Source organism: Marisediminitalea alba (assembly GCF_002993365.1).
Taxonomy (GTDB): Bacteria; Pseudomonadota; Gammaproteobacteria; order Enterobacterales; family Alteromonadaceae; genus Alteromonas; species Alteromonas alba.
This window is the reverse complement of record NZ_PVNP01000207.1, coordinates 30,543-49,815: the sequence shown is the minus strand read 5'-3', so window position 1 is coordinate 49,815 and position 19,273 is coordinate 30,543. Positions and strand designations below refer to the sequence as shown.

The window sequence follows — 19,273 nt, the reverse complement described above, 5'->3', positions numbered from 1 at the left end:
TTCATAATCGATTACATGTTAAGCATGAGACAGTGTGGAACTGCCATCATGCTTTGGCGACTTTTTTCCGCTATCCTCGATAATCGACACTGCCGACTCCAGAGCTTCAAGTAAGGTAGGATAGGTGAGAATTTCCGCAGAGGAAGCATTCACATTACCCAGTACTTCTTTAATTTTGTCGGAAGCGCCGCATACCATCAGTTGTCGGCCGGAACTCTTGGCATCGGATGTTACCGTCTCCACGGCCATGGAAGCGGATACGTCCATGGTGGGCACCCTGGAGAAGTCCAGTATTAGCACTCTTGAGCCAGGCTTAACCCACTCGCGTACGTGGTGACCTAAATCAGCCGCTGCACCAAAGCTTAACGGGCCGCCAAAACTAAAGATACTGACCTTGCCTTTGGCTTTCTCAAGCAGGGCGTTTTCTTTAGGATCGTTGAGCGTATCCGGGATTTTCTTCAGTTCTTCAATTTGCAGTTGGGCTATCTGACGAACGTAAGCCAGTGCAGCTAATACCACACCAACCCCTACAGCTGTGATCAGGTCAACAAATACGGTCAGACCCAGTACCAGCAGCATCAGCGCAAAGTCCCAGCGCGGCCCGGTGTGCGCGCGTTTCATGTAGCTCCAGTCAATAATGTCCAGACCTACTTTAACCAGTATACCTGCCAATACCGCGTGTGGAATAGCACTGGCCAGCGGGCCCAGGCCAAGCACAACAGCCAGTAGTACCAGTGCATGAACCATACCTGATAAGCGTTCTTTACCGCCGCTGCGAATGTTAACCACGGTACGCATGGTGGCGCCGGCACCGGCAATACCACCAATCAAACCGGCTACTGTGTTACCAATACCCTGGCCAATCAGCTCTTTACTGCTGTCGTGACGGGTACGGGTCATGTTGTCGGCAACCAGTGACGTTAACAGACTGTCGATAGCGCCGAGAATGGCCAGAATAAATGCCGCCTCGAGTACTAATAACAGCGTTGAGCTTTCAAATGTAGGCAGATGCAGGCTTGGCAGTCCGGTTGGAATGTCGCCTAAAATGGGTACATTGGTAATGAACAGGCTGACAATGGTACCGATAATTAACGCAGCGAGGGCACCCGGTACATACTTACCGAGGCTGGCTGGCCATTTATAGGCAATCACCAGTGTACCGATACCCAGTGCCAGCGTGGCAAAGTTTATGTCAGCCAGCGCAGTAGGAATATAACCCAGTGCGCCCAGAGTTCCCCCTGGCGGTTCATGGCCCAGTAAACGGCCTATCTGCAAAATAATAATAATGGCCCCGATCCCCGACATAAATCCGGAAATAACAGGGTAGGGCACCAGACGGATATAGTTACCTATGCCCAGAAAACCAAATAAAATCTGGAACAAACCCGCCAGTAAAACGGCCGTAAAAATGAGCTCTACGTCGCCCGATAAACTGGCAAATAAACCGGCCAGCACCACCACCATAGGCCCGGTTGGGCCGGAGATTTGCGATGGCGTACCACCGAACAGTGCCGCAAAAAAGCCCACCGCAATGGCGCCATACATACCTGCCATCGGACCAACACCAGACGCAACGCCCAGAGCCAGTGCCAGCGGCAGTGCAACTACGCCGGCGGTAATACCGCCGGTAATATCGCCACGAACATTAGCAAATAAGTTCTTCATGACTTTTCCTTAACAGTTGTTAGGTTTACTTGTGTTTAGAAACCAGCTCGGCAGCATATTTTTCGTCCATGGGGCCAAACTTACCGGTTTCTTCCTGATAACAGGTGACTTCTGCAGTTTCAATGTTGTAAAACCAGCCATGCAGTTTTACCTGTCCGGTGGCTAGCTTTGCAGCGACCGCCGGATGGGTTTTGATGTGTTGTAACTGCTGTACCACATTTTCTTCGGTAACTAACTGTAAATGATCTTCTGCGTTCAGTTCATCACAACCGCATTTTTCTTTTACTACTTCAGTCGCTACCCGGCAGTGACCCAACCATTCTTTTACGTGGGGCAGAGCGGATAACGCCTCCGGGTTAATTGCACCTTTCATCGCGCCACAGTCAGAGTGACCGCAAATTACGATATGTGTAGTACCAAGGGCGGCTACAGCAAACTCAACCGATGCAGTCATACCGCCGGTTTCGTTGCTATGCGGGGGGATAACATTGCCGGCATTACGGCAGATAAATAAGTCACCCGGTTCAGTTTGAGTTACCAGGTTAGGATCGATACGTGAATCAGAACAGGTAATAAACAATACTTCCGGATTTTGGCCGTTAGCGAGTTTCTTAAACGCGGCTTTTTTTTCCGGGAACACTTCATTTTGAAACTTTGCTACGCCAGAAATGACATGATCCATACCAACTTACTCCTCGTCGTTTGTAAGATTTATGATTGTTAAAATATTGTTATATTATAGTCTTATAGAAAAATAGCTTACCTCGTGATAGTTAAAGGCTATAAGAGCGGGGGGGGTTATTCAACTAAGGTGGGATAGATATAACAAAAAGGCAGCCAAATGGCTGCCTTTTACGTTAACGTTCTGCTGTAATGGCCAACCCGGTTGGGGGGAGGCTGGCGCATGACGAAGGTTAAAACTTAATGGTCTCGACCCGAATGTTTTTGGTTTGTGCCTGGTCGATATAATCTTTAATCATTTCCTTCACATCAAATGCAATGGATTTGGTGTTAGAGAAATCCAGCACAACTTTTGAGTTACCCGGGATCGAATTGAGCTTTTTCAGAATGCTTGGCTTGTTAAAGAACGAAACGTCCTCGGCCAGAACAATATGATGAGTCTTTTCACCATGGTCTTCATTGATGGTTTCTTTAAACTGATAAGCATTAAGGAAGCTGCTTTTCAGGGTAAAGAAGATGCTCACGCCCAATCCGGCAAATACACCCGTTAACAGGTCGGTAAAAATCATCACCACAATGGTGGTTACAAACGGCAGGAATTGTTCCCAGCCATTCTGATACATGACCTTAAACATGACTGGCTTGGTCAGCTTATAGCCTACCACAATCAGGATTGCAGCCAGTGATGCCAGTGGGATTAGGTTAAGCATGGAAGAAATCGCCAGTACCGCCACCAGCAGGAATACACCGTGCAAAATGGCTGACAGCTTGGTTTTACCACCAAACGCGATATTGGCCGAGCTTCTTACGATAACCTGAGTGATAGGCAGACCACCCACCAGACCAGAGATAATATTGCCCATACCCTGAGCTTTAAGCTCGCGGTTGGTTGGCGTAACATTTTTCTGCGGATCGAGCTTATCGGTGGCTTCTACACATAACAATGTTTCAATACTGGCCACTGCCGCCATAACGATAGCAATGGTAAGCACGTCCATATTGAAAATTTGTGAGAAGTCCGGGAACGCCAGTTCCTGGGTGAAGTCACTGAAGCTGTTAATTACCGGTAGTGATACCAGCATGCTTGGATCCAGCGGAGTACCGGCCTGGCGCATCATTACTGAAGCCAGAATACCTAACAACACCACAACAATGGGGCCCTGAATAAGTTGGAAGATTTTGTGACGCGGCACCAGAAACTTATCCCAAATCACCAGCAGAACCAGTGACACGCCGGAAATCAGTATCGCGGCAGGCGACATCAGACCAAGCGCATGTTCGATGGCAGAGAAGGTATTCTCGCCATTGGCGTGCATAAACGCTTCCTCGCCAAGGAAGTCGGCATGCCAGCCAAACAGGTAAGGGATTTGTTTAAGAATGATCAGTAAACCAATACCGGCAAGCATACCGGTGATCACTGAAGTAGGAATAAAATACGCAATAAAACCAGCCCGTGCGAAGCCCATAATGAGCTGAATAACACCGGATAACACCACAGCAACCAGGAACAGCTCCCAGCTGCCCAGTGTGGCAATAGCGTCAAATACAATTACTGCCAGGCCCGCAGCCGGGCCACTAACGCCCAGCCGTGAACCACTAAAAAAACCGACGACGATACCGCCGACGATGCCTGCAATAATACCGGAGAACAGCGGCGCACCAGAGGCGAGCGCAATACCCAGACATAACGGCAGGGCAACGAAGAACACCACGATACTCGCGGGTAAATCGTTCTTTATTTCACTGAAAGATAGGTCCAATTTCATTTACAAGATCCCTGTTATTTATTTACTACCAATTGCTCCTCGGCGGCAAAAGCAGATTCCATGGGCACGAATTTACCGGCTTTCTCATCGTAGTTAAGTACTTCAGCAGTCTCGATATTGTAGAACCAACCGTGCAGTTGTACCTGACCAGTGGCGATTTTAGCCGCTACCGCAGGGTGAGTGCGCAGATGTTGAAGTTGCTGCACTACGTTTTCTTCGGTCACCAGTTGTAAGTGGTCATCTTTATTCAGTGAGTCACAGCCACAACGCTCTTTAACTACGTCGGTAGCAACGCGGCAATGGCCCAGCCATTCTTTTACATGAGGTAGCGAGGTAAGCGCTTCCGGAGCGATAGCACCTTTCATTGCACCACAGTCAGAGTGGCCACATACAACAATGTGGGTGACACCAAGCGCTGCAACAGCAAACTCGATAGAGGCGGTCATACCACCAGTCTGGTTGCTGTGTGGCGGAACTACGTTACCGGCATTACGGCAGATAAACAGGTCGCCTGGCTCTGTTTGCGTGACCAGGTTTGGGTCGATACGTGAATCAGAACAGGTAATGAAAAGCACTTCAGGATTTTGACCAGTGGCGAGCTTTTTAAACGCTGCCTTCTTTTCTGGAAAAACTTCTTGTTGGAATTTTGCAACACCAGAGATAACGTGGTCCATTTAGTCGCTCCTAAATATGAAAATAGAAAATTATATAAAATACCAAATCATTGTTACCTGATAGGTTAATAGAAAAATAGTTTACTTCGTGATAGCCTAAGGCTATATGTTGGCATTATTTATTTGGACTTAAGTTTATGGTCACCTCAACCAAGTCAGTTACCTACACGCAGTTTCGCTACTTTGTGGCACTGGCGCGGGAGCTAAGTTACCGCCGCGCGGCGCAGGTATTAGGCATAAGTCAGCCAACCCTGACCTCGCAGATTAACGTGCTGGAGAAAAGCCTCGGCATATCCCTGTTTGAACGTTCCCGCAGTGGCACGCTGCTGTCGCCGGAAGGCCGTGCCTTGTTACCGCTGGCCGAAGATGTGCTGCAGTCGTCCATCCGGTTTGAGGAAAAAGCTCGTGACATTGCCGGTGGTAACCGAACTACTTACCGACTCGGGGTGCCGCCAACACTAGGGCCATATTTGCTGCCATTTATTTTGCCGCAGTTACACAAAAGGTACGCCAAGCTAAAGTTCTATGTGCGGGAAGCTGCGCCCACGCAACTGGTGCAGGGTTTATTCGATGGACATTTTGATATCATTATCTCGCCGGGCTCCCACGAATCGTCGCAACTGGTAGCGAGTAAACTGTTTATTGAGCCACTTAAGTTTGTTGTCCCCAGCGATCATGCTTTATCCGGCCTTCGTTATATAGAGCCGGAGCAAATTCATGGCGAAACGGTGTTAACGCTGGAAGAAGCCCACCATTTTCACCATCAGGTTCATGAGATCTGCATGAAAATCGGCGCGCAGGTAACTCGGGATTATGAAGGAACGAGTTTAGACACACTGCGGCAAATGGTGGTTATGGGGATGGGCGTGGCATTTTTGCCGGGCCTGTATGTTCACTCCGAACTACATCAACCGGACGAACTGCACGTGTGTGAATTAAAAGATACGCCAATTGAGCGTCAGCATAATCTGGTGTGGCGGAATACCGCGCCGGGGCGGGTGTTTTTCCGTGAGCTTGGCAATGAGATCCGGCGCATTCTCTCTGACACCCTTGGTCATGCTGTAAGAGTGGATAGTTAATAACTTATGAAAATCTACTCGGTAAATATGCCAGGCATACTGGCCGGTAATATTTACCGCGAACACCGCAGCTTTTACCTTTCATTTTGGCCTTTGCGCTACCAACACCTGTAAAACAGTGCGATGCCCGCTATAGCCGTTACTTCAACCAGTTGATTTCCCGACACTTTGGCTAACCGCCCGATGTCTTGGGCGATTGTGCATACATATTGCGTAGCTCATCTGCCTCTACAGCCTTTATAAAGAAGGGCTTCAGAGCTTGGTAAAAAGTATAAAAAATGCGCTGACTCATCGTTTGTCATAAGAAAATAGTATAAAATTCACTATAGCGTCATAAATTTTTCATATTGTTGTGGGTTTCGTTAATGCAAGCAAAACGCTGGCTTGAGCTGTTCAGCCTGTTTATTGTACTGCCGCTGCTGTTTCTGGCCGGGGTAAAACAATTTGGTCCTTATCTGCTGGTATTGCTGGCGGGTGTTGGCGGCGTTTGTTTGTGGCTGCTGGTGTCTGATCAGACCTTTAAACGGGTCCGGTTATGGAACTGGCAGGAAGGTAAACCTCATCTTAAAGCTTCGCTGCGCCTGTTTTTACCCTGGGCGCTGGCAACTGCAGCCATTGTGTACTTCTGGTTACCGGAGTCATTTCTGCAATGGCCGGCTGAACAAACCTCCCTGTGGCTGTTAACTTTACTGCTTTACCCCCTGTTTTCAGTGATCCCGCAGGAAATTATCTACCGTACATTTTTCTTTCACCGCTATAAAGCTATCCTGCCCACGCATTCACTGCGGCTGGGGGCGAGTACCTTTTTATTTGGTTTTGCCCATGCCATATACGGTAACTGGCTGGCAGTAGCGCTGTCGGCGGTGGGTGGCGCCATGTTTGGTATGCGCTATCTGCAAAGCCGCTCCACAGCGGTGGTAGTCATTGAGCACTCATTGTGGGGCTGTTTTCTGTTTACCATCGGGCTGGGGTCCTACCTTTCGCTGCAACATACGGTGTAGCTGATATTGCGTTAACCGGGCGCGGTGGGGGATAGGTGACAGCGCCCCAAAAAGCGCTGCCATAATTTTACATGGTCCTGCATAGCCTGCTGATAGGCGACAAAACGAGTTTGCTGAGAGGTTAAAAACGTTCGGAACGATTCGGGCAGCGCTTCTTCCTCGCGCCATTTGTTTAGCAGCGGCGCAAACTGATAGTTAAAATCGTTGATATGACCGCCGAGGGGCTGGATCCGCTCAATGAAAAACAGGTAAAACACATTGCGTAAAATGTTTGCCTGCTCTGTGGCACTACCATCGGGGCAGGCTGTGTTAGCAAGCAGGGGATCCAGCTGTGCGGTAAGAGTGGGCAAGCGCGTTGCTATCTGATGCTGAGCCTGCCATACGGAAGCGGGCAGGCGAGTGGCGCCAATCACCTGCAACTGTGCTTCCAGGCTCAGCTCTAAACCATTGTCGGGCGATAAGTAACTGTCGAGCTGCCGGAACAAAGTGAGTTGGCCGGCAATGTCTACGGTATCGGTAAATAGCTGAGCTGGCTGAGGCCGGCTGAAGGCGTCCCGGGTCTCGTCGCTGAGCACCAGCATATTACTCCAGTGCTCAGGGTAGGCAGCCTGCTTGGTCGCATACCAGCTTTGCATTGTAGAGAGCAATTCAAGGACAGCTTCATCGTTTTGTTGGCTTACAAAGCTAATGCAGTCTGATAATGCCGCTAATAGCTGGCGTTCATACACCAGACGCTGAGAATAATGTTGTATTTTTCCCAGCGCCGTGTTGCGCTCGGCCACCAGGTTGCCCAGCTCACACTGCTGCAACTGATAAAAACGAGTCAGGTTAATGTCCAGCTGCGCCGGCGCCGAGTGCAGCATTTCACGCTGTGGATAGTCAGGTGCTGGTTGCTCTTCTGCAGCGGTTAGCCCGGTATCCAGTACCCGCCCCAGCCGTTCGCTGTATTCACTGATATCGTCGCTCACCTGATGCGGTGAACAAGCGGTAATACACACTAATAACCAGAGGGTATATAGCATCCCCCTGATACGGTGCTGCCAGCCAGACTCCTGCAATGAACTGCCCTTATAGTAGTTGTTGATTCAGTTGTACTATGTCGTCCTGCGCGGCCTGCAGGTAATGACCGCCAAATAATACGGCATGATTAAGGATGTGGTAAAGCTGGTATAGTTTGCGTCGGCTCCGGTAACCTTCATCAAGCGGCCAGATAGCGTTGTACCCCTCGTAAAACGCATCGGGCAGGCGGCCAAATAGTTCGGTCATGGCGACGTCGGTTTCTCTGTCGCCAAAGTAGACAGCTGGATCGAATAACACCGGTTGATGGTGATGAAAACCCAGGTTACCGCTCCACAGATCGCCATGTAACAAGGACGGCTGTGGTTGATAGTCCTGCAGAAAATGGTAAATCTGCGTGGTACAAACATCAATGTTACACCACACATGGCCTTGCCGCGCCAGCAGTTCCAGCATAGCCCCAATGCGGCTTTCCGCAAAGAAAGTGGCCCAGCTGTCGGTGGCAGTATTCACCTGTACCGAGCGGCCAATGTAATTATCCCGTGGCCAGCCATATTCCGGGCCGCTGGTAGTGCGGTGTAAATGGGCCAGCTGTTTACCGCAGGTCAGCCAGTCTTCGCTGGCGCTTTGCGACAGTTTGAAATACTGCATGACCAGGTATTCGTGTAGCTGGTGTCCTTCTTCCAGCACGCCGTAACAAATCACTTTTGGAGTACGAATACAGGCCGCATTGGCGAGCGCTTTTAAACCATCGGCCTCGGCGTCCAGCTCGGTATTGTCTACCGAGGTCAGAGTACGGTATTTAACAAAGTAGCGCTGGCTGTCATCGCGAATAACCGCGCATTGGTGGGTGTCGCCTCCGGCTACCGGTTGACGGTTCTGACAGACAAATAAGTGGCCGGAGTGCTCACTGATTTGTTCGCTGATAAATTGCCACATGGTTATATGCATCTTCACACTTTTTTTTGAGTATGGAATATATTTGCCTGTTTGCCAGTTCCAGCCGCGACGATCAGCAGTGTTTTCGGCGACATAAACTGTCTGAATCCGACAAATCGCTCAACATAACAAACGAGGGCGCTTGATTTAATGTACTTTTTTTGTCTTTATAACAAGTTACTACCATAACAATACGTTGTTTCTTCTTATGGCGTTTTCAACCAAGCAAGTAGGGCTGGGGCTCGGCCCAGCAGTTTTTCTGGGTGTTTTACTGGGATTTAGTCCTGACAATCTGAGTCAGCAGGGTGTGGCTGTGCTGGCCGTTACCCTGTGGGTGGCAATCTGGTGGATCACCGAAGCCATACCGATTAGCGTAACGGCATTATTGCCCATTGTATTGTTGCCGCTATTTGGCGGTGTGAATATCGCCGATGTCACGGCTTCCTATGGCCACAAATACATTTTTTTATACATGGGTGGTTTTATTCTGGCGATTGCGATTGAGCGCTGGAACCTGCACCGGCGTATCGCTCTGACTATCATTTATGTCGTTGGCAGTAACGTGCCACGTATTATCCTCGGCTTCATGTTGTCTACCGCGTTTTTGTCGATGTGGATTTCCAACACGGCCACCACGGTGATGATGTTACCCATAGGCGTGGCTGTGGCGAGTCAGTTTCTGGGCCATTCAGCACTAAACCCCAAAGAGGGCGAGCAGTTCAGTAAGGCGCTGATGCTGGCGATTGCCTATTCGGCCTCCATTGGTGGCATGGCCACGCTTATCGGTACACCGCCTAATCTGGTGCTAGCCGGTATCCTGCAGCAGATCTATGGCATTGATATCAGCTTTGCTACCTGGTTTATGTTTGGTTTTCCTATCAGCGTAGTGTTGCTGACCATATGCTGGGTATACCTCACTCGTTTTGCCTTTGCCTGCAAAGACAGTCAGTTTCCGGGCGGACGTGAGGAAATTGCCAAACTGCGCGAGGCCCTCGGGCCCATGAGTTACGAGGAAAAGCTGGTGCTCACGGTCTTTGTGGGTACCGCGTTGATGTGGGTGTTCCGTTCTTATCTGCAACACTTTGTGCCGCAGCTCGACGATACCATTATTGCCATTACCGCCGCGACGACCTTGTTTTTGTTCTCCTCGAAAGATAAAACGCAGCCCATCATGACCTGGGAAGAAGCGGTCAGAATGCCCTGGGGTACCATAGTGTTGTTTGGTGGTGGAATTGCCATTGCCGGTGGCTTTCAGAAGTCCGGGCTGGCCAGCTGGATAGGGCAGCACCTGGTATTGCTGGAAGCCCTACCGCTGTTTTTACTGGTGGCGATTTTAATTGCGGCGGTTAACTTCCTGACTGAGATAACCTCAAACCTTGCTACAACCACTGTCCTGCTGCCCATACTGGCACCCATGGCACTGGCGCTGGATGTGCATCCTTATACGCTGATGGTGGCGGTGACCGTTGCTGCTTCCTGTGCTTATATGCTGCCTGTGGCTACGCCACCCAATGCCATTGTGTTTGGCTCCGGCTACCTGAAAATTGCCGATATGTTTAAAACTGGTATCTGGATGAACTTTATTTCGATTATTTTATTGTCCTTTGCGGTGTACTGGCTATTGCCAGCACTGTGGGGCTTTGAATTGAATGGTTTTCCGGCGGGATTTAAACAGTGATGGTTCAGACTGCACTGAAAGCATTTTTTCGGTGCAGCGCTGCCCGCAAAGGTAAAATACCGGTGAAAAAAACGGCGAAATCACGGCGCGGGGTTAAATCACCGCCAAACCGGTCACTCAGTCATTGCATGTGGCGTCTCAATGGTTATAATCCGAGCCTAATTGGGAACTTACCCTTAGCCGCGGTCGGCGGTATTTTCACATCAGACGTTAACACAAGTGGCACAGAGTAGGTGTCACCACTGTAAGGATATTTCATGCCAGTTATTACTCTTCCTGACGGAAGCAAGCGCTCCTTCGATAACCCTGTCTCAGTTTTAGATGTTGCCAACGATATCGGTCCTGGTCTGGCTAAAGCCACCGTTGCCGGTAAAGTGAATGGTGAACTGGTTGACGCGGTTGATATCATTGAACACGATGCAGACTTACAGATCCTCACCGTTAAAGACGAAGAAGGTCTGGAAATCGTTCGTCACAGCTGCGCGCACTTATTAGGGCATGCAATCAAACAGCTCTATCCGGATGTTAAAATGGCCATTGGTCCGGTCATCGACAACGGCTTTTACTACGACGTGGATATGGAGCACTCGCTGACCCAGGAAGATATTCAGCAGCTTGAAAAGCGCATGCTGGAACTGGCTAAGACTAACTACGACGTAGTTAAGAAAACCGTTAGCTGGCAGGAAGCCCGTGATGCGTTTGTAGAGCGCCATGAACCTTACAAAATTGAAATTCTGGATGAAAACATCAGCCAGGATGACAAGCCAGGCCTGTATCATCACGAAGAATACGTGGATATGTGTCGCGGTCCTCACGTACCAAACATGAAGTTTTGCCATCACTTTAAACTGATGAAAGTGGCCGGTGCTTACTGGCGTGGCAAAAGCGACAACAAAATGCTGCAACGGGTTTACGGTACAGCCTGGGCAGATAAGAAACAGTTAAAAGCTTACCTGACACGTCTGGAAGAAGCAGAAAAGCGCGATCACCGTAAAATCGGTAAAACGCTGGATCTGTTCCATTGGCAGGAAGAAGCACCGGGTATGGTGTTCTGGCACAACGATGGCTGGTCTATCTATACCGAGCTGGAAAAGTTCGTGCGCGATATGCTGCGTAAGTACGCCTACGATGAGGTGAAAGGACCATTAATGATGGACCGCACCCTGTGGGAAAAATCCGGACACTGGGACAAGTACGCTGACAACATGTTCACCACCGAATCAGAAAAGCGTGAGTATGCCATTAAGCCTATGAACTGCCCGGGTCACGTGCAAATCTTTAACCAAGGCCTTAAGTCTTATCGGGATCTGCCATTACGTATGGCTGAGTTTGGCTGTTGTCACCGTAACGAACCATCCGGTGCTCTGCACGGCTTAATGCGGGTACGCGGCTTTACCCAGGACGACGCGCATATTTTCTGTACCGAAGAACAGATGCTCGATGAAGTGTGTAACTGTATCGACATGATTTATGATGCCTACGGCACATTCGGCTTTGAAAAAATCGAAGTTAAATTGTCGACCCGTCCGGAAAAACGAGTGGGTAGTGACGAAATCTGGGACAAAGCTGAAAAAGCCCTGGCCGACGCACTGCACAGCAAAAATATTGAATTTAAATACTTACCGGGTGAGGGCGCGTTCTACGGCCCGAAAATCGAGTTTACCCTGTATGACTGTCTGGACCGCGCTTGGCAGTGTGGTACCGTGCAGGCTGACTTCTCCATGCCAGGCCGCTTAGGTTCGTCGTACGTGGCAGAAGACGGTGAGCGTAAAGTACCGGTTATGATTCACCGTGCGGTACTGGGCTCGCTGGAGCGTTTCATCGGTATTCTTACTGAAGAGTATGCCGGGTTCTTCCCGTTATGGCTGGCACCCAAGCAAATGGTAGTGATGAACATTACCGATAACCAGGCCGAATATGCTCAACAGGTGGTTGATTCACTGCAAGCTCAGGGCTTTAGAGTGAAGACCGACTTGAGAAATGAGAAGATTGGCTTTAAAATTCGTGAACATACGCTAAAACGCGTACCTTATATGCTGGTGGTTGGCGATAAAGAAATGGAAGCAGGCAAGGTTGCCGTGCGTTCTCGTCGTGGTGAAGATTTAGGCAGTATGCCTTTACAAGACTTTATTACGCTGGCGGGTGAAGAAATCGCTGGAAAAATCATCAAATAACGGTATACTCGCGCATCTAATTATGCAGCGTGGCTGTCGTTGTACTATGCAAATAAGCAAGTGTCTGATTTCCATATAATTTGTTGAAAACAGGGAATCAGGTAAAGATTAAAGTAGTTGGAGGAATAGCACATTAAAGGCGCTAACAATAAGGCTCAGGGTGATAAAGCCCGGATTAACGATGAAATTACTGCAAGAGAAGTGCGCTTAATTGGCGCTGATGGAAGCCAGGTAGGCGTTGTTTCGATAAATGAAGCAATGAGTTCTGCCGAAGCAGCAAGTTTAGATCTTGTTGAAATTAGTCCGAACGCTGAGCCGCCAGTCTGTAAAGTTATGGACTACGGCAAGTTCCTCTTCGAAAAATCGAAGGCTCAGAAAGAGCAAAAGAAAAAACAGAAGCAAATTCAGGTCAAGGAGATTAAATTTCGCCCTGGCACTGATGAAGGCGATTACCAGGTAAAACTGCGCAACCTGCGTCGCTTTCTGGAAGGTGGCGATAAAGCCAAAGTCACGATCCGTTTCCGCGGACGTGAAATGGCTCACCAAGAGATTGGCATTGAACTTTTAAACCGTGTTAAAGGCGATTTGGAAGACATTGCTAACTGCGAGTCTTTCCCACGTCGTGTGGAAGGCCGTCAGATGATCATGGTGCTCGCTCCAATTAAGAAGTAGTAGTGGTTTAAAGTTTTTGGGAATCTGCACCCCAAAACACCCTGCTGCAAACATTAACTGGCTATAAAGGTGACTGCACACCGATAATTAGCCACCCTAAACAATGCGGAGTTTTAGCAATGCCTAAAATGAAAACTGTTAGTGGTGCTGCCAAACGTTTCAAGAAAACGGGCTCAGGCCGCTTTAAAAGCAAACAGTCTCACTTACGTCACATTCTGACTAAGAAGAGCTCTAAGCGTAAACGTCACCTGCGTGGCAAAAAACTGGTTCATGACTCTGATACTAAATTAGTTCAGCGCATGCTGCCTTACGTTTAATCGAGGAGACTGAATAATGGCAAGAGTTAAACGCGGCACTATTGCACGTGCACGTCACAAAAAAGTTTTAAAACAAGCTAAAGGTTATTACGGTGCTCGTTCACGCGTTTATCGCGTAGCGGTACAGGCTGTAACTAAAGCTGGTCAATATGCTTATCGTGATCGTCGTCAGCGTAAGCGTCAATTCCGTCAACTGTGGATTGCACGTATCAATGCTGCGGCTCGTCAAAACGGTATGTCATACAGCCGTTTCATTAACGGTCTGAAAAAAGCGTCTGTCGAAATCGATCGTAAGATCCTTGCCGACATCGCAGTTCATGACAAAGCGGCTTTCAGCGCATTAGTCGACGCGGCTAAAGGCGCATTAGCTTAATTATTAACTAATTAAGTTTAAGTTCTTTCGGAAAACGGCGAGCAGGATGCTCGCCGTTTTTCGTTTCTGCAATGAAGATTCCACAGCTGGTACACTTGACCACAAAAATCAAAACCGGCAATACTAGCACTTCAGCTATATAGAAGCTGGCCACTGCAATAACAGCGATCAAATTGTCTGGTACGCGGCTTGCCGTACTATCACTATAAGTTAGAAGGATTTAACCATGGTCTATCTGGAAATTACCGGCCTTATTCTCTTTATCGTCTTAATGACCCTGGGCTACAGAAAAAACAACCGCAATATGATGCTGATATCTGCCTTATGCCTGCTAATCGGGCTGGCTGCTCCTGAATTTATCAGTGGCTTTATTGAAGGCTTTAATGCCGTCAGGCAGGCCGCGTAGTTTTTAAGCCCGCAATTAAAAATCGCTTTCTTACGAAAAAGCACAGGCGCACTAACCGCTGCTCAAAAGAGGTGGTTGCTGCATGGCTGCTGGCCTGTCTTATCACCGCAACGCTTTTCTAACTTGCTGATTATTATATTGTATTAATAAAACCTTCACCTATTTGTCATGTGGCTTTCACCGCATTTTCACACCTTGTGTTCAAGCTATGCGCGCAAATTTAATCCGGGTACAGCACTCAGGCCGCTGTATTCATGCACACACAAGATGGAAAAAATAATGCAAAAAGAACTATTTCGCGGTATTCGTTACTCTGCGCTGGCGCTTGCCATTGCAATGGGGTTATCAGCTTGTTCACTGGACGGTGATGACGGTGTTGATGGCGCAACGGGTGCTGAAGGCCCACAGGGCGCACCAGGCGAACAAGGCCCGCAGGGAGAGAGCGGCGATTCTGTAGGTAAATTAACCCGTATCGCTACCGTACCACTGGGTGCTGAAGTCACCGGTATCTTTTTGACTGACGAGGGCGATCTGTTCTTTAACGTGCAGCACCCGTCGGGCACCAATACTGCTACTAACAGCATTAACAGCATGCCAATCAATACCGGTACTGTAGGTGTACTAGCCGGCGTTAACTTTAATAATCTGCCAGCTACTTTACCGGATTCACCGGTACCAGCATCGGAAGAAGAAAAGCAACTGGTCACCACTGCGATTGGTCAGTATCAGGTGTTAGGTCAGACTGGTGACACTTACAACGGTGATCTGCCTGAAGGTCTGGGCCACATCTATACCCTTGATGGCGGAACGTTGGTGCTGGAAAACGATATGCCTGACTTTAACGGCTTCCTGCCAACGGGCGATGGCCAGGGCTTCCTGTTTTCTAACTGGGAAGAGCTGCCAGGTGGCATGAGCCGTATGCAGATCGAACGTGATGAACAGGGCATGTGGACAGTTACCGATGTCATGATGCTCGACTTCTCACCAGTATGGGGCACCGCCGCTAACTGCTTTGGTTCAATGTCACCGTGGGGTACACCACTGACATCAGAAGAGTGGGTAGTTGATTCAACTGTCGACAGCACCACTGATGCCAGCTGGAATGATCCCAATGAAGTGGCTACCAACGCACGTATCGGCCGCATGTGGGAAATGACCGCACCAGATGTACCAAACCCGTATAACTATGGTTACATTGCTGAAGTCACTGAGCCTGCTGCCGACGAGCCGGTGATTGTGAAGCACTTTGCGATGGGCCGTTATGAGCACGAAAACTCAACGGTAATGCCTGATGGCCGCACTGTGTATCTGTCTCAGGACGATACCGGCGGCGTGCTGTTCAAGTTTGTTGCTGATGTAGCTGAAGATTTAAGCGCCGGTACCTTATATGGTGCGAAACTGACTCAGGATGTGGGCCAGAACGATCCGGCTACCACTGGCTTTGATGTTGAGTGGGTAGAGCTGGCCAGTGGCGACAACCTGACCATCCGTGCCTGGATTGATGAGTACAATGGTATCGGCACCGACGATTATGTTGATGGCGAAAGCTCTTATATCACGCTGGCTGATGTTGCCGCCTGGGCCAACGGCGATGCGACTTATCCAACCGTAGCCAACGGCGGTGGTAAAGTGACTGCCGGTCAGCCAATGGATGACCGTGTGGCGTTCCTTGAGTCACGTGCGGCGGCGAAAGCCATGGGCGCAACGGCAGAATGGCGTAAGCTGGAAGGTATTTCAATCAATCAGAAGCGCGCTCAGGAAGCCGTTGAGGGTGTAGATACTATCGAAGGTGAAATCGTTACTGATGCTTACCTGTATATCGGCATTGCCGACATCGATAACACCATGGTTGACGGTGAAGGTGACATGCAGTTGTCTACCCGGGTTAAAGACTGTGGTGGTGTATACCGTGCCCGCCTTGGCGAGAATTACAATATCTCTCGCATTGAGCCTGTGGTAATGGGTTCTACTTACCGTTCGAGCCTGACTGGTGCAGAGCGTTGTGACGTGGATCAGCTGTCTCAGCCGGATAACGTTATCGTAATGAACGATGGCCGCATTCTGATTGGCGAAGACGGCTTCCAGGAAAACAACACCCTGTGGATGTATGAGCCAGCTCAGAAGTAAGTAACACCCTTTCCAATTTGTCCGGGTGCCTGGCACCCGGATTTTTGCGTTTATAAAACTATGAAAAAAACATCGATATCACTATCACTGCTAACACTGCTGAGCACCATGCTTATCAGTGCCTGTAACGACGAAAGCGCGCTACATAATAGCGCGCAAGATACGGTTTATCCCTATTCAGAAGGGGATGACATCCCCGCACTGGCGTACATGGAGCACAATGAGGTGTATAACCCTGAGTCGGTTATTCCGCCGCAGTGCTATACCAAAACCAACGGCCAGAATAACCCCTGTTACGCCTGCCACCAGAGTTACGATAAAAGCGAGAACCGGCCCAACCAGATGGGCGATGGTACCTTGCAGGGCAATTACGAATTTTCGGATGTAGGACTAACGAACAGCTGGAAAAACCTGTTTGTGGACCGCCGCGAGCTGATTGCCGACATCAGTGATGAAACGATTCTGGATTATATCGGCGAAGATAATTACACCGCCAGCACCGCCAATGGCTTACCGGATGAGATGCAGATCAAGCAACTCAGTTACCCCGATGAAGCCTTTGGTGAGCATGGTATTGCTAATGATGGCAGCGGCTGGGTGGCGTATAACTACAAGCCTTTCCCAAGTACGTTCTGGCCCACTAACGGCTCAACCGGTGATGCTATGATCCGTTTACCCGCCGCGTTTCAGCAGCGTCAGGGCGAGTATAGTGAAGATGTGTATCTGGCCAACCTGACACTGCTGGAAATGGCTCTTAAAGATGTGAATAGCCTGGCGGTGCCACCACTCAATGAACAGACTATCGGCATGGATTTAAATGGCGACGGCGCGCTCAGTGAGGCAGTCACTCACATTCAGCGTCAAAGTCATTATGTTGGCGATGCCAGCAGTATTGAACTCAGCTATCAGCTGTATCCGCAGGGCACAGAGCTATTGCACACCGTGCGTTATATTGGGGTGGATGACGAGGGGCAAATTTACAATGCACCGCGCATGAAAGAAGTGCGCTACATGCAAAAATCACTGTTTCGCAGCAAAGAGAGTCTGGCCTCGGCTTATTATGCGGAAGCCAAAGACAAAGCGTTTGAAAAGCTTCCGCAAACGCGTTATCTGGGCGAGGAAAAGGGCATTGATAACGGCTTTGGCTGGACACTGAATGCTTATATTGAGGATAAACAGGGGCAACTGCGCCCGCAGCATGAACAGGAGCTGGCTTTCTGTAATGGCTGTCATAAAACCGTGGGCTCAACCTTTGATCAGACTTTCTCCTTTGCCCGCAAGGTGCCTGGAGCCAAAGGCTGGGGTTACATCAATCTGCACGAAATTGACGACGTGCCCAATATCAATGAGCAGGAAGGTGAATTTCTCACCTACATGAGGCGTGTTGGAGGCGGTGATGAATTCCGCCAGAACGCCGAAATGCTGGCACGCTGGTTTAACGCAGAAGGTAAGCTAAACGAAGCAAAAGTAAAACAGGCCAACTCGGTGTACGAGCTTATCACACCAAGCCCGGAACGAGCCCTGGCGCTGAACAAAGCTTATCAGACCATCGTGAAGGAGCAGAGCTACCTGTTTGGCCGTGATGCCACCATCACCGAAGCGACTAACGTATTGAGCGAAATCGATGCCGAACAACCGCCGTTGTTACCGGAACATCGCTATCACTGGGATATGCGCCTCGACTGGTTTGCCGGGAATGAAAGCAAGGTGGCTGATAACCGTTAATCAGTAATGCTTAACCGGCTTAACGGCCGGTTAAGATGTAGCCATAGCCGTTAATGCCTGCCATAAAAACGTCGCCACTGGCCCCCGGGGGCGTTTCTTTTCCCTTACCAGGTTTATCTCGCCACGAATGGATGAGGTCACATCATCCAATACCAGTTGTATCAGCGTGCCCGCTTGCAGTTCTTCGGTAATGGTATTGTGCGGAATATAACCCCAGCCAGCCCCGCGCAATAACAGGCCCTTCTGGGTGGTTGTATCGTTGGTTCGAATGGTTGAGCTTGGCACCACGCCCATGACTTTTTCAATATTCAGATCAATATCAAAAGACTGTGGCATCAGTAACGGGATGTCCCTGAGCTGACTGGAGGACGTGGGCAAGCGGTTAAACTCTTTGAGCAGTCGCTGGTGGATAACGGCTACCACTTCGAAGCGGCCGAAGGGCTGGGTTTCAAAGCTGGCCAGTTCGTGAAACGAATGGGTCCAAGGGGAGACCGCGATATCCGCCGTACCATCGATGAGTCGCTGAATCGCTCCTAAGCGCTGCACCGCCGAAAGATATAACTCGGTTTGCGGAAATCCTTGTTGGGTGGTGATGATGGCGTCGAAAAAACTGTCCTGCTGGCATATAGTATCAAAAGCGAATTCGATTTTACTCTCATGGCCCTGTTTTAAATGAGAAGCAAGTGTGCCGATATCCTTTTCCTGACGTAACAGGTAACGGCAATGGGGCAATAAACGTTGGCCGTCAGCGGTCAATTGCAAACGGTTGGCGCTTTTTTTCAGCAAGGAAAGCTGTAATTCCTCCTGAAAACGTTTGATAGCAATGGATAAAGCCGGCTGGGTTTTGTGCAGTATTTCAGCCGCTCTGGCGATACTGCCATGCTCAGCAACAGTAACAAACATGCGTAATTGCTCTAGTGTCATAAATTAAGTTTAAGTTTTTAGTAAAATAGATTAAATATAATTTTGGTTTAAGTTG

General features: G+C 49.3%; 17 protein-coding genes. 10 read left to right on the top strand and 7 right to left on the bottom strand.

The window, feature by feature from the left end; translation table 11 throughout:
- Positions 1-18 precede the first annotated feature (18 nt).
- From C6Y40_RS22425 to C6Y40_RS22410, 4 genes are all read right to left on the bottom strand, one after another.
- Complete coding sequence (locus C6Y40_RS22425) at positions 19-1,665, bottom strand: SulP family inorganic anion transporter (RefSeq protein WP_105936620.1); 1,647 nt, start codon at positions 1,663-1,665, stop codon at positions 19-21.
- 25 nt (positions 1,666-1,690) lie between these two features.
- Complete coding sequence (locus C6Y40_RS22420) at positions 1,691-2,347, bottom strand: carbonic anhydrase (RefSeq protein WP_105936619.1); 657 nt, start codon at positions 2,345-2,347, stop codon at positions 1,691-1,693.
- 232 nt (positions 2,348-2,579) lie between these two features.
- The gene (locus tag C6Y40_RS22415) at positions 2,580-4,112 is read right to left on the bottom strand and encodes a SulP family inorganic anion transporter (protein ID WP_105936618.1); all 1,533 of its coding nucleotides are present in this window, start codon (positions 4,110-4,112) and stop codon (positions 2,580-2,582) included.
- A 14-nt stretch (positions 4,113-4,126) separates the two neighbouring features.
- Entirely contained in the window at positions 4,127-4,786 is a 660-nt protein-coding gene (locus C6Y40_RS22410; RefSeq protein ID WP_105936617.1) for a carbonic anhydrase, read from the bottom strand.
- 137 nt (positions 4,787-4,923) lie between these two features.
- On the opposite strand from C6Y40_RS22410, the gene C6Y40_RS22405 reads away from it, so the two are divergent.
- Both C6Y40_RS22405 and C6Y40_RS22400 read left to right on the top strand, forming a co-directional pair.
- Positions 4,924-5,865, top strand: coding sequence for a hydrogen peroxide-inducible genes activator (locus tag C6Y40_RS22405; protein ID WP_105936616.1), 942 nt, complete (start codon positions 4,924-4,926; stop codon positions 5,863-5,865).
- 365 nt (positions 5,866-6,230) lie between these two features.
- On the top strand, positions 6,231-6,866 hold the full coding sequence (locus C6Y40_RS22400; protein ID WP_105936615.1) for a CPBP family intramembrane glutamic endopeptidase: 636 nt from the start codon (positions 6,231-6,233) through the stop codon (positions 6,864-6,866).
- An 11-nt stretch (positions 6,867-6,877) separates the two neighbouring features.
- Here C6Y40_RS22400 and C6Y40_RS22395 read toward each other — a convergent pair whose 3' ends face one another.
- Positions 6,878-7,888 (bottom strand): DUF3080 family protein, encoded by a 1,011-nt coding sequence (locus tag C6Y40_RS22395; RefSeq protein ID WP_105936614.1) that lies wholly within the window; start codon positions 7,886-7,888, stop codon positions 6,878-6,880.
- Positions 7,889-7,934: 46 nt separating this feature from the next.
- Positions 7,935-8,834, bottom strand: a complete 900-nt coding sequence (locus C6Y40_RS22390) for a fructosamine kinase family protein (RefSeq protein ID WP_240622058.1) — start codon at positions 8,832-8,834, stop codon at positions 7,935-7,937.
- Between the two features lie 196 nt (positions 8,835-9,030).
- Between C6Y40_RS22390 and C6Y40_RS22385 the strand changes: the two genes are divergently transcribed.
- From C6Y40_RS22385 to C6Y40_RS22350, 8 genes are all read left to right on the top strand, one after another.
- Positions 9,031-10,500 (top strand): SLC13 family permease, encoded by a 1,470-nt coding sequence (locus C6Y40_RS22385; RefSeq protein WP_105936613.1) that lies wholly within the window; start codon positions 9,031-9,033, stop codon positions 10,498-10,500.
- Between the two features lie 257 nt (positions 10,501-10,757).
- Complete coding sequence (gene thrS / locus C6Y40_RS22380) at positions 10,758-12,674, top strand: threonine--tRNA ligase (RefSeq protein WP_105936612.1); 1,917 nt, start codon at positions 10,758-10,760, stop codon at positions 12,672-12,674.
- A gap of 132 nt (positions 12,675-12,806) precedes the next feature.
- Positions 12,807-13,346 carry a translation initiation factor IF-3 gene (gene infC / locus C6Y40_RS22375; RefSeq protein WP_105936611.1) on the top strand — a complete coding sequence of 180 codons (540 nt, stop codon included), beginning with the start codon at positions 12,807-12,809 and terminating at the stop codon, positions 13,344-13,346.
- Between the two features lie 119 nt (positions 13,347-13,465).
- The gene (gene rpmI, locus C6Y40_RS22370; protein ID WP_012518091.1) at positions 13,466-13,663 is read left to right on the top strand and encodes a 50S ribosomal protein L35; all 198 of its coding nucleotides are present in this window, start codon (positions 13,466-13,468) and stop codon (positions 13,661-13,663) included.
- Between the two features lie 16 nt (positions 13,664-13,679).
- Positions 13,680-14,036: a 50S ribosomal protein L20 gene (rplT, locus tag C6Y40_RS22365; RefSeq protein WP_070174515.1), complete on the top strand. Its 357-nt coding sequence runs from the start codon at positions 13,680-13,682 to the stop codon at positions 14,034-14,036.
- Between the two features lie 226 nt (positions 14,037-14,262).
- Positions 14,263-14,442 carry a hypothetical protein gene (locus tag C6Y40_RS22360; protein WP_105936610.1) on the top strand — a complete coding sequence of 60 codons (180 nt, stop codon included), beginning with the start codon at positions 14,263-14,265 and terminating at the stop codon, positions 14,440-14,442.
- A 279-nt stretch (positions 14,443-14,721) separates the two neighbouring features.
- Positions 14,722-16,569, top strand: a complete 1,848-nt coding sequence (locus C6Y40_RS22355) for an alkaline phosphatase PhoX (RefSeq protein WP_105936609.1) — start codon at positions 14,722-14,724, stop codon at positions 16,567-16,569.
- Positions 16,570-16,629: 60 nt separating this feature from the next.
- Positions 16,630-18,294 (top strand): hypothetical protein, encoded by a 1,665-nt coding sequence (locus tag C6Y40_RS22350; protein ID WP_105936608.1) that lies wholly within the window; start codon positions 16,630-16,632, stop codon positions 18,292-18,294.
- Between the two features lie 30 nt (positions 18,295-18,324).
- Here the strand turns inward: C6Y40_RS22350 and C6Y40_RS22345 are convergent, their stop codons facing one another.
- Positions 18,325-19,218, bottom strand: a complete 894-nt coding sequence (locus tag C6Y40_RS22345; protein ID WP_105936607.1) for a LysR family transcriptional regulator — start codon at positions 19,216-19,218, stop codon at positions 18,325-18,327.
- Positions 19,219-19,273: the final 55 nt, after the last annotated feature.

Bases quoted from the DNA above. Each gene is read 5' to 3' on its own strand.
- C6Y40_RS22425 (WP_105936620.1), bottom strand. From the start codon at position 1,665: ATGAAGAACTTATTTGCTAATGTTCGTGGCGATATTACCGGCGGTATT.
- C6Y40_RS22415 (WP_105936618.1), bottom strand. From the start codon at position 4,112: ATGAAATTGGACCTATCTTTCAGTGAAATAAAGAACGATTTACCCGCG.
- C6Y40_RS22360 (WP_105936610.1), top strand. From the start codon at position 14,263: ATGGTCTATCTGGAAATTACCGGCCTTATTCTCTTTATCGTCTTAATG.
- C6Y40_RS22350 (WP_105936608.1), top strand. From the start codon at position 16,630: ATGAAAAAAACATCGATATCACTATCACTGCTAACACTGCTGAGCACC.
- C6Y40_RS22390 (WP_240622058.1), bottom strand. From the start codon at position 8,834: ATGCATATAACCATGTGGCAATTTATCAGCGAACAAATCAGTGAGCAC.
- C6Y40_RS22410 (WP_105936617.1), bottom strand. From the start codon at position 4,786: ATGGACCACGTTATCTCTGGTGTTGCAAAATTCCAACAAGAAGTTTTT.
- C6Y40_RS22355 (WP_105936609.1), top strand. From the start codon at position 14,722: ATGCAAAAAGAACTATTTCGCGGTATTCGTTACTCTGCGCTGGCGCTT.
- C6Y40_RS22395 (WP_105936614.1), bottom strand. From the start codon at position 7,888: ATGCTATATACCCTCTGGTTATTAGTGTGTATTACCGCTTGTTCACCG.
- C6Y40_RS22405 (WP_105936616.1), top strand. From the start codon at position 4,924: ATGGTCACCTCAACCAAGTCAGTTACCTACACGCAGTTTCGCTACTTT.
- C6Y40_RS22400 (WP_105936615.1), top strand. From the start codon at position 6,231: ATGCAAGCAAAACGCTGGCTTGAGCTGTTCAGCCTGTTTATTGTACTG.
- C6Y40_RS22420 (WP_105936619.1), bottom strand. From the start codon at position 2,347: ATGGATCATGTCATTTCTGGCGTAGCAAAGTTTCAAAATGAAGTGTTC.
- C6Y40_RS22345 (WP_105936607.1), bottom strand. From the start codon at position 19,218: ATGACACTAGAGCAATTACGCATGTTTGTTACTGTTGCTGAGCATGGC.
- thrS (WP_105936612.1), top strand. From the start codon at position 10,758: ATGCCAGTTATTACTCTTCCTGACGGAAGCAAGCGCTCCTTCGATAAC.
- rplT (WP_070174515.1), top strand. From the start codon at position 13,680: ATGGCAAGAGTTAAACGCGGCACTATTGCACGTGCACGTCACAAAAAA.
- rpmI (WP_012518091.1), top strand. From the start codon at position 13,466: ATGCCTAAAATGAAAACTGTTAGTGGTGCTGCCAAACGTTTCAAGAAA.
- C6Y40_RS22385 (WP_105936613.1), top strand. From the start codon at position 9,031: ATGGCGTTTTCAACCAAGCAAGTAGGGCTGGGGCTCGGCCCAGCAGTT.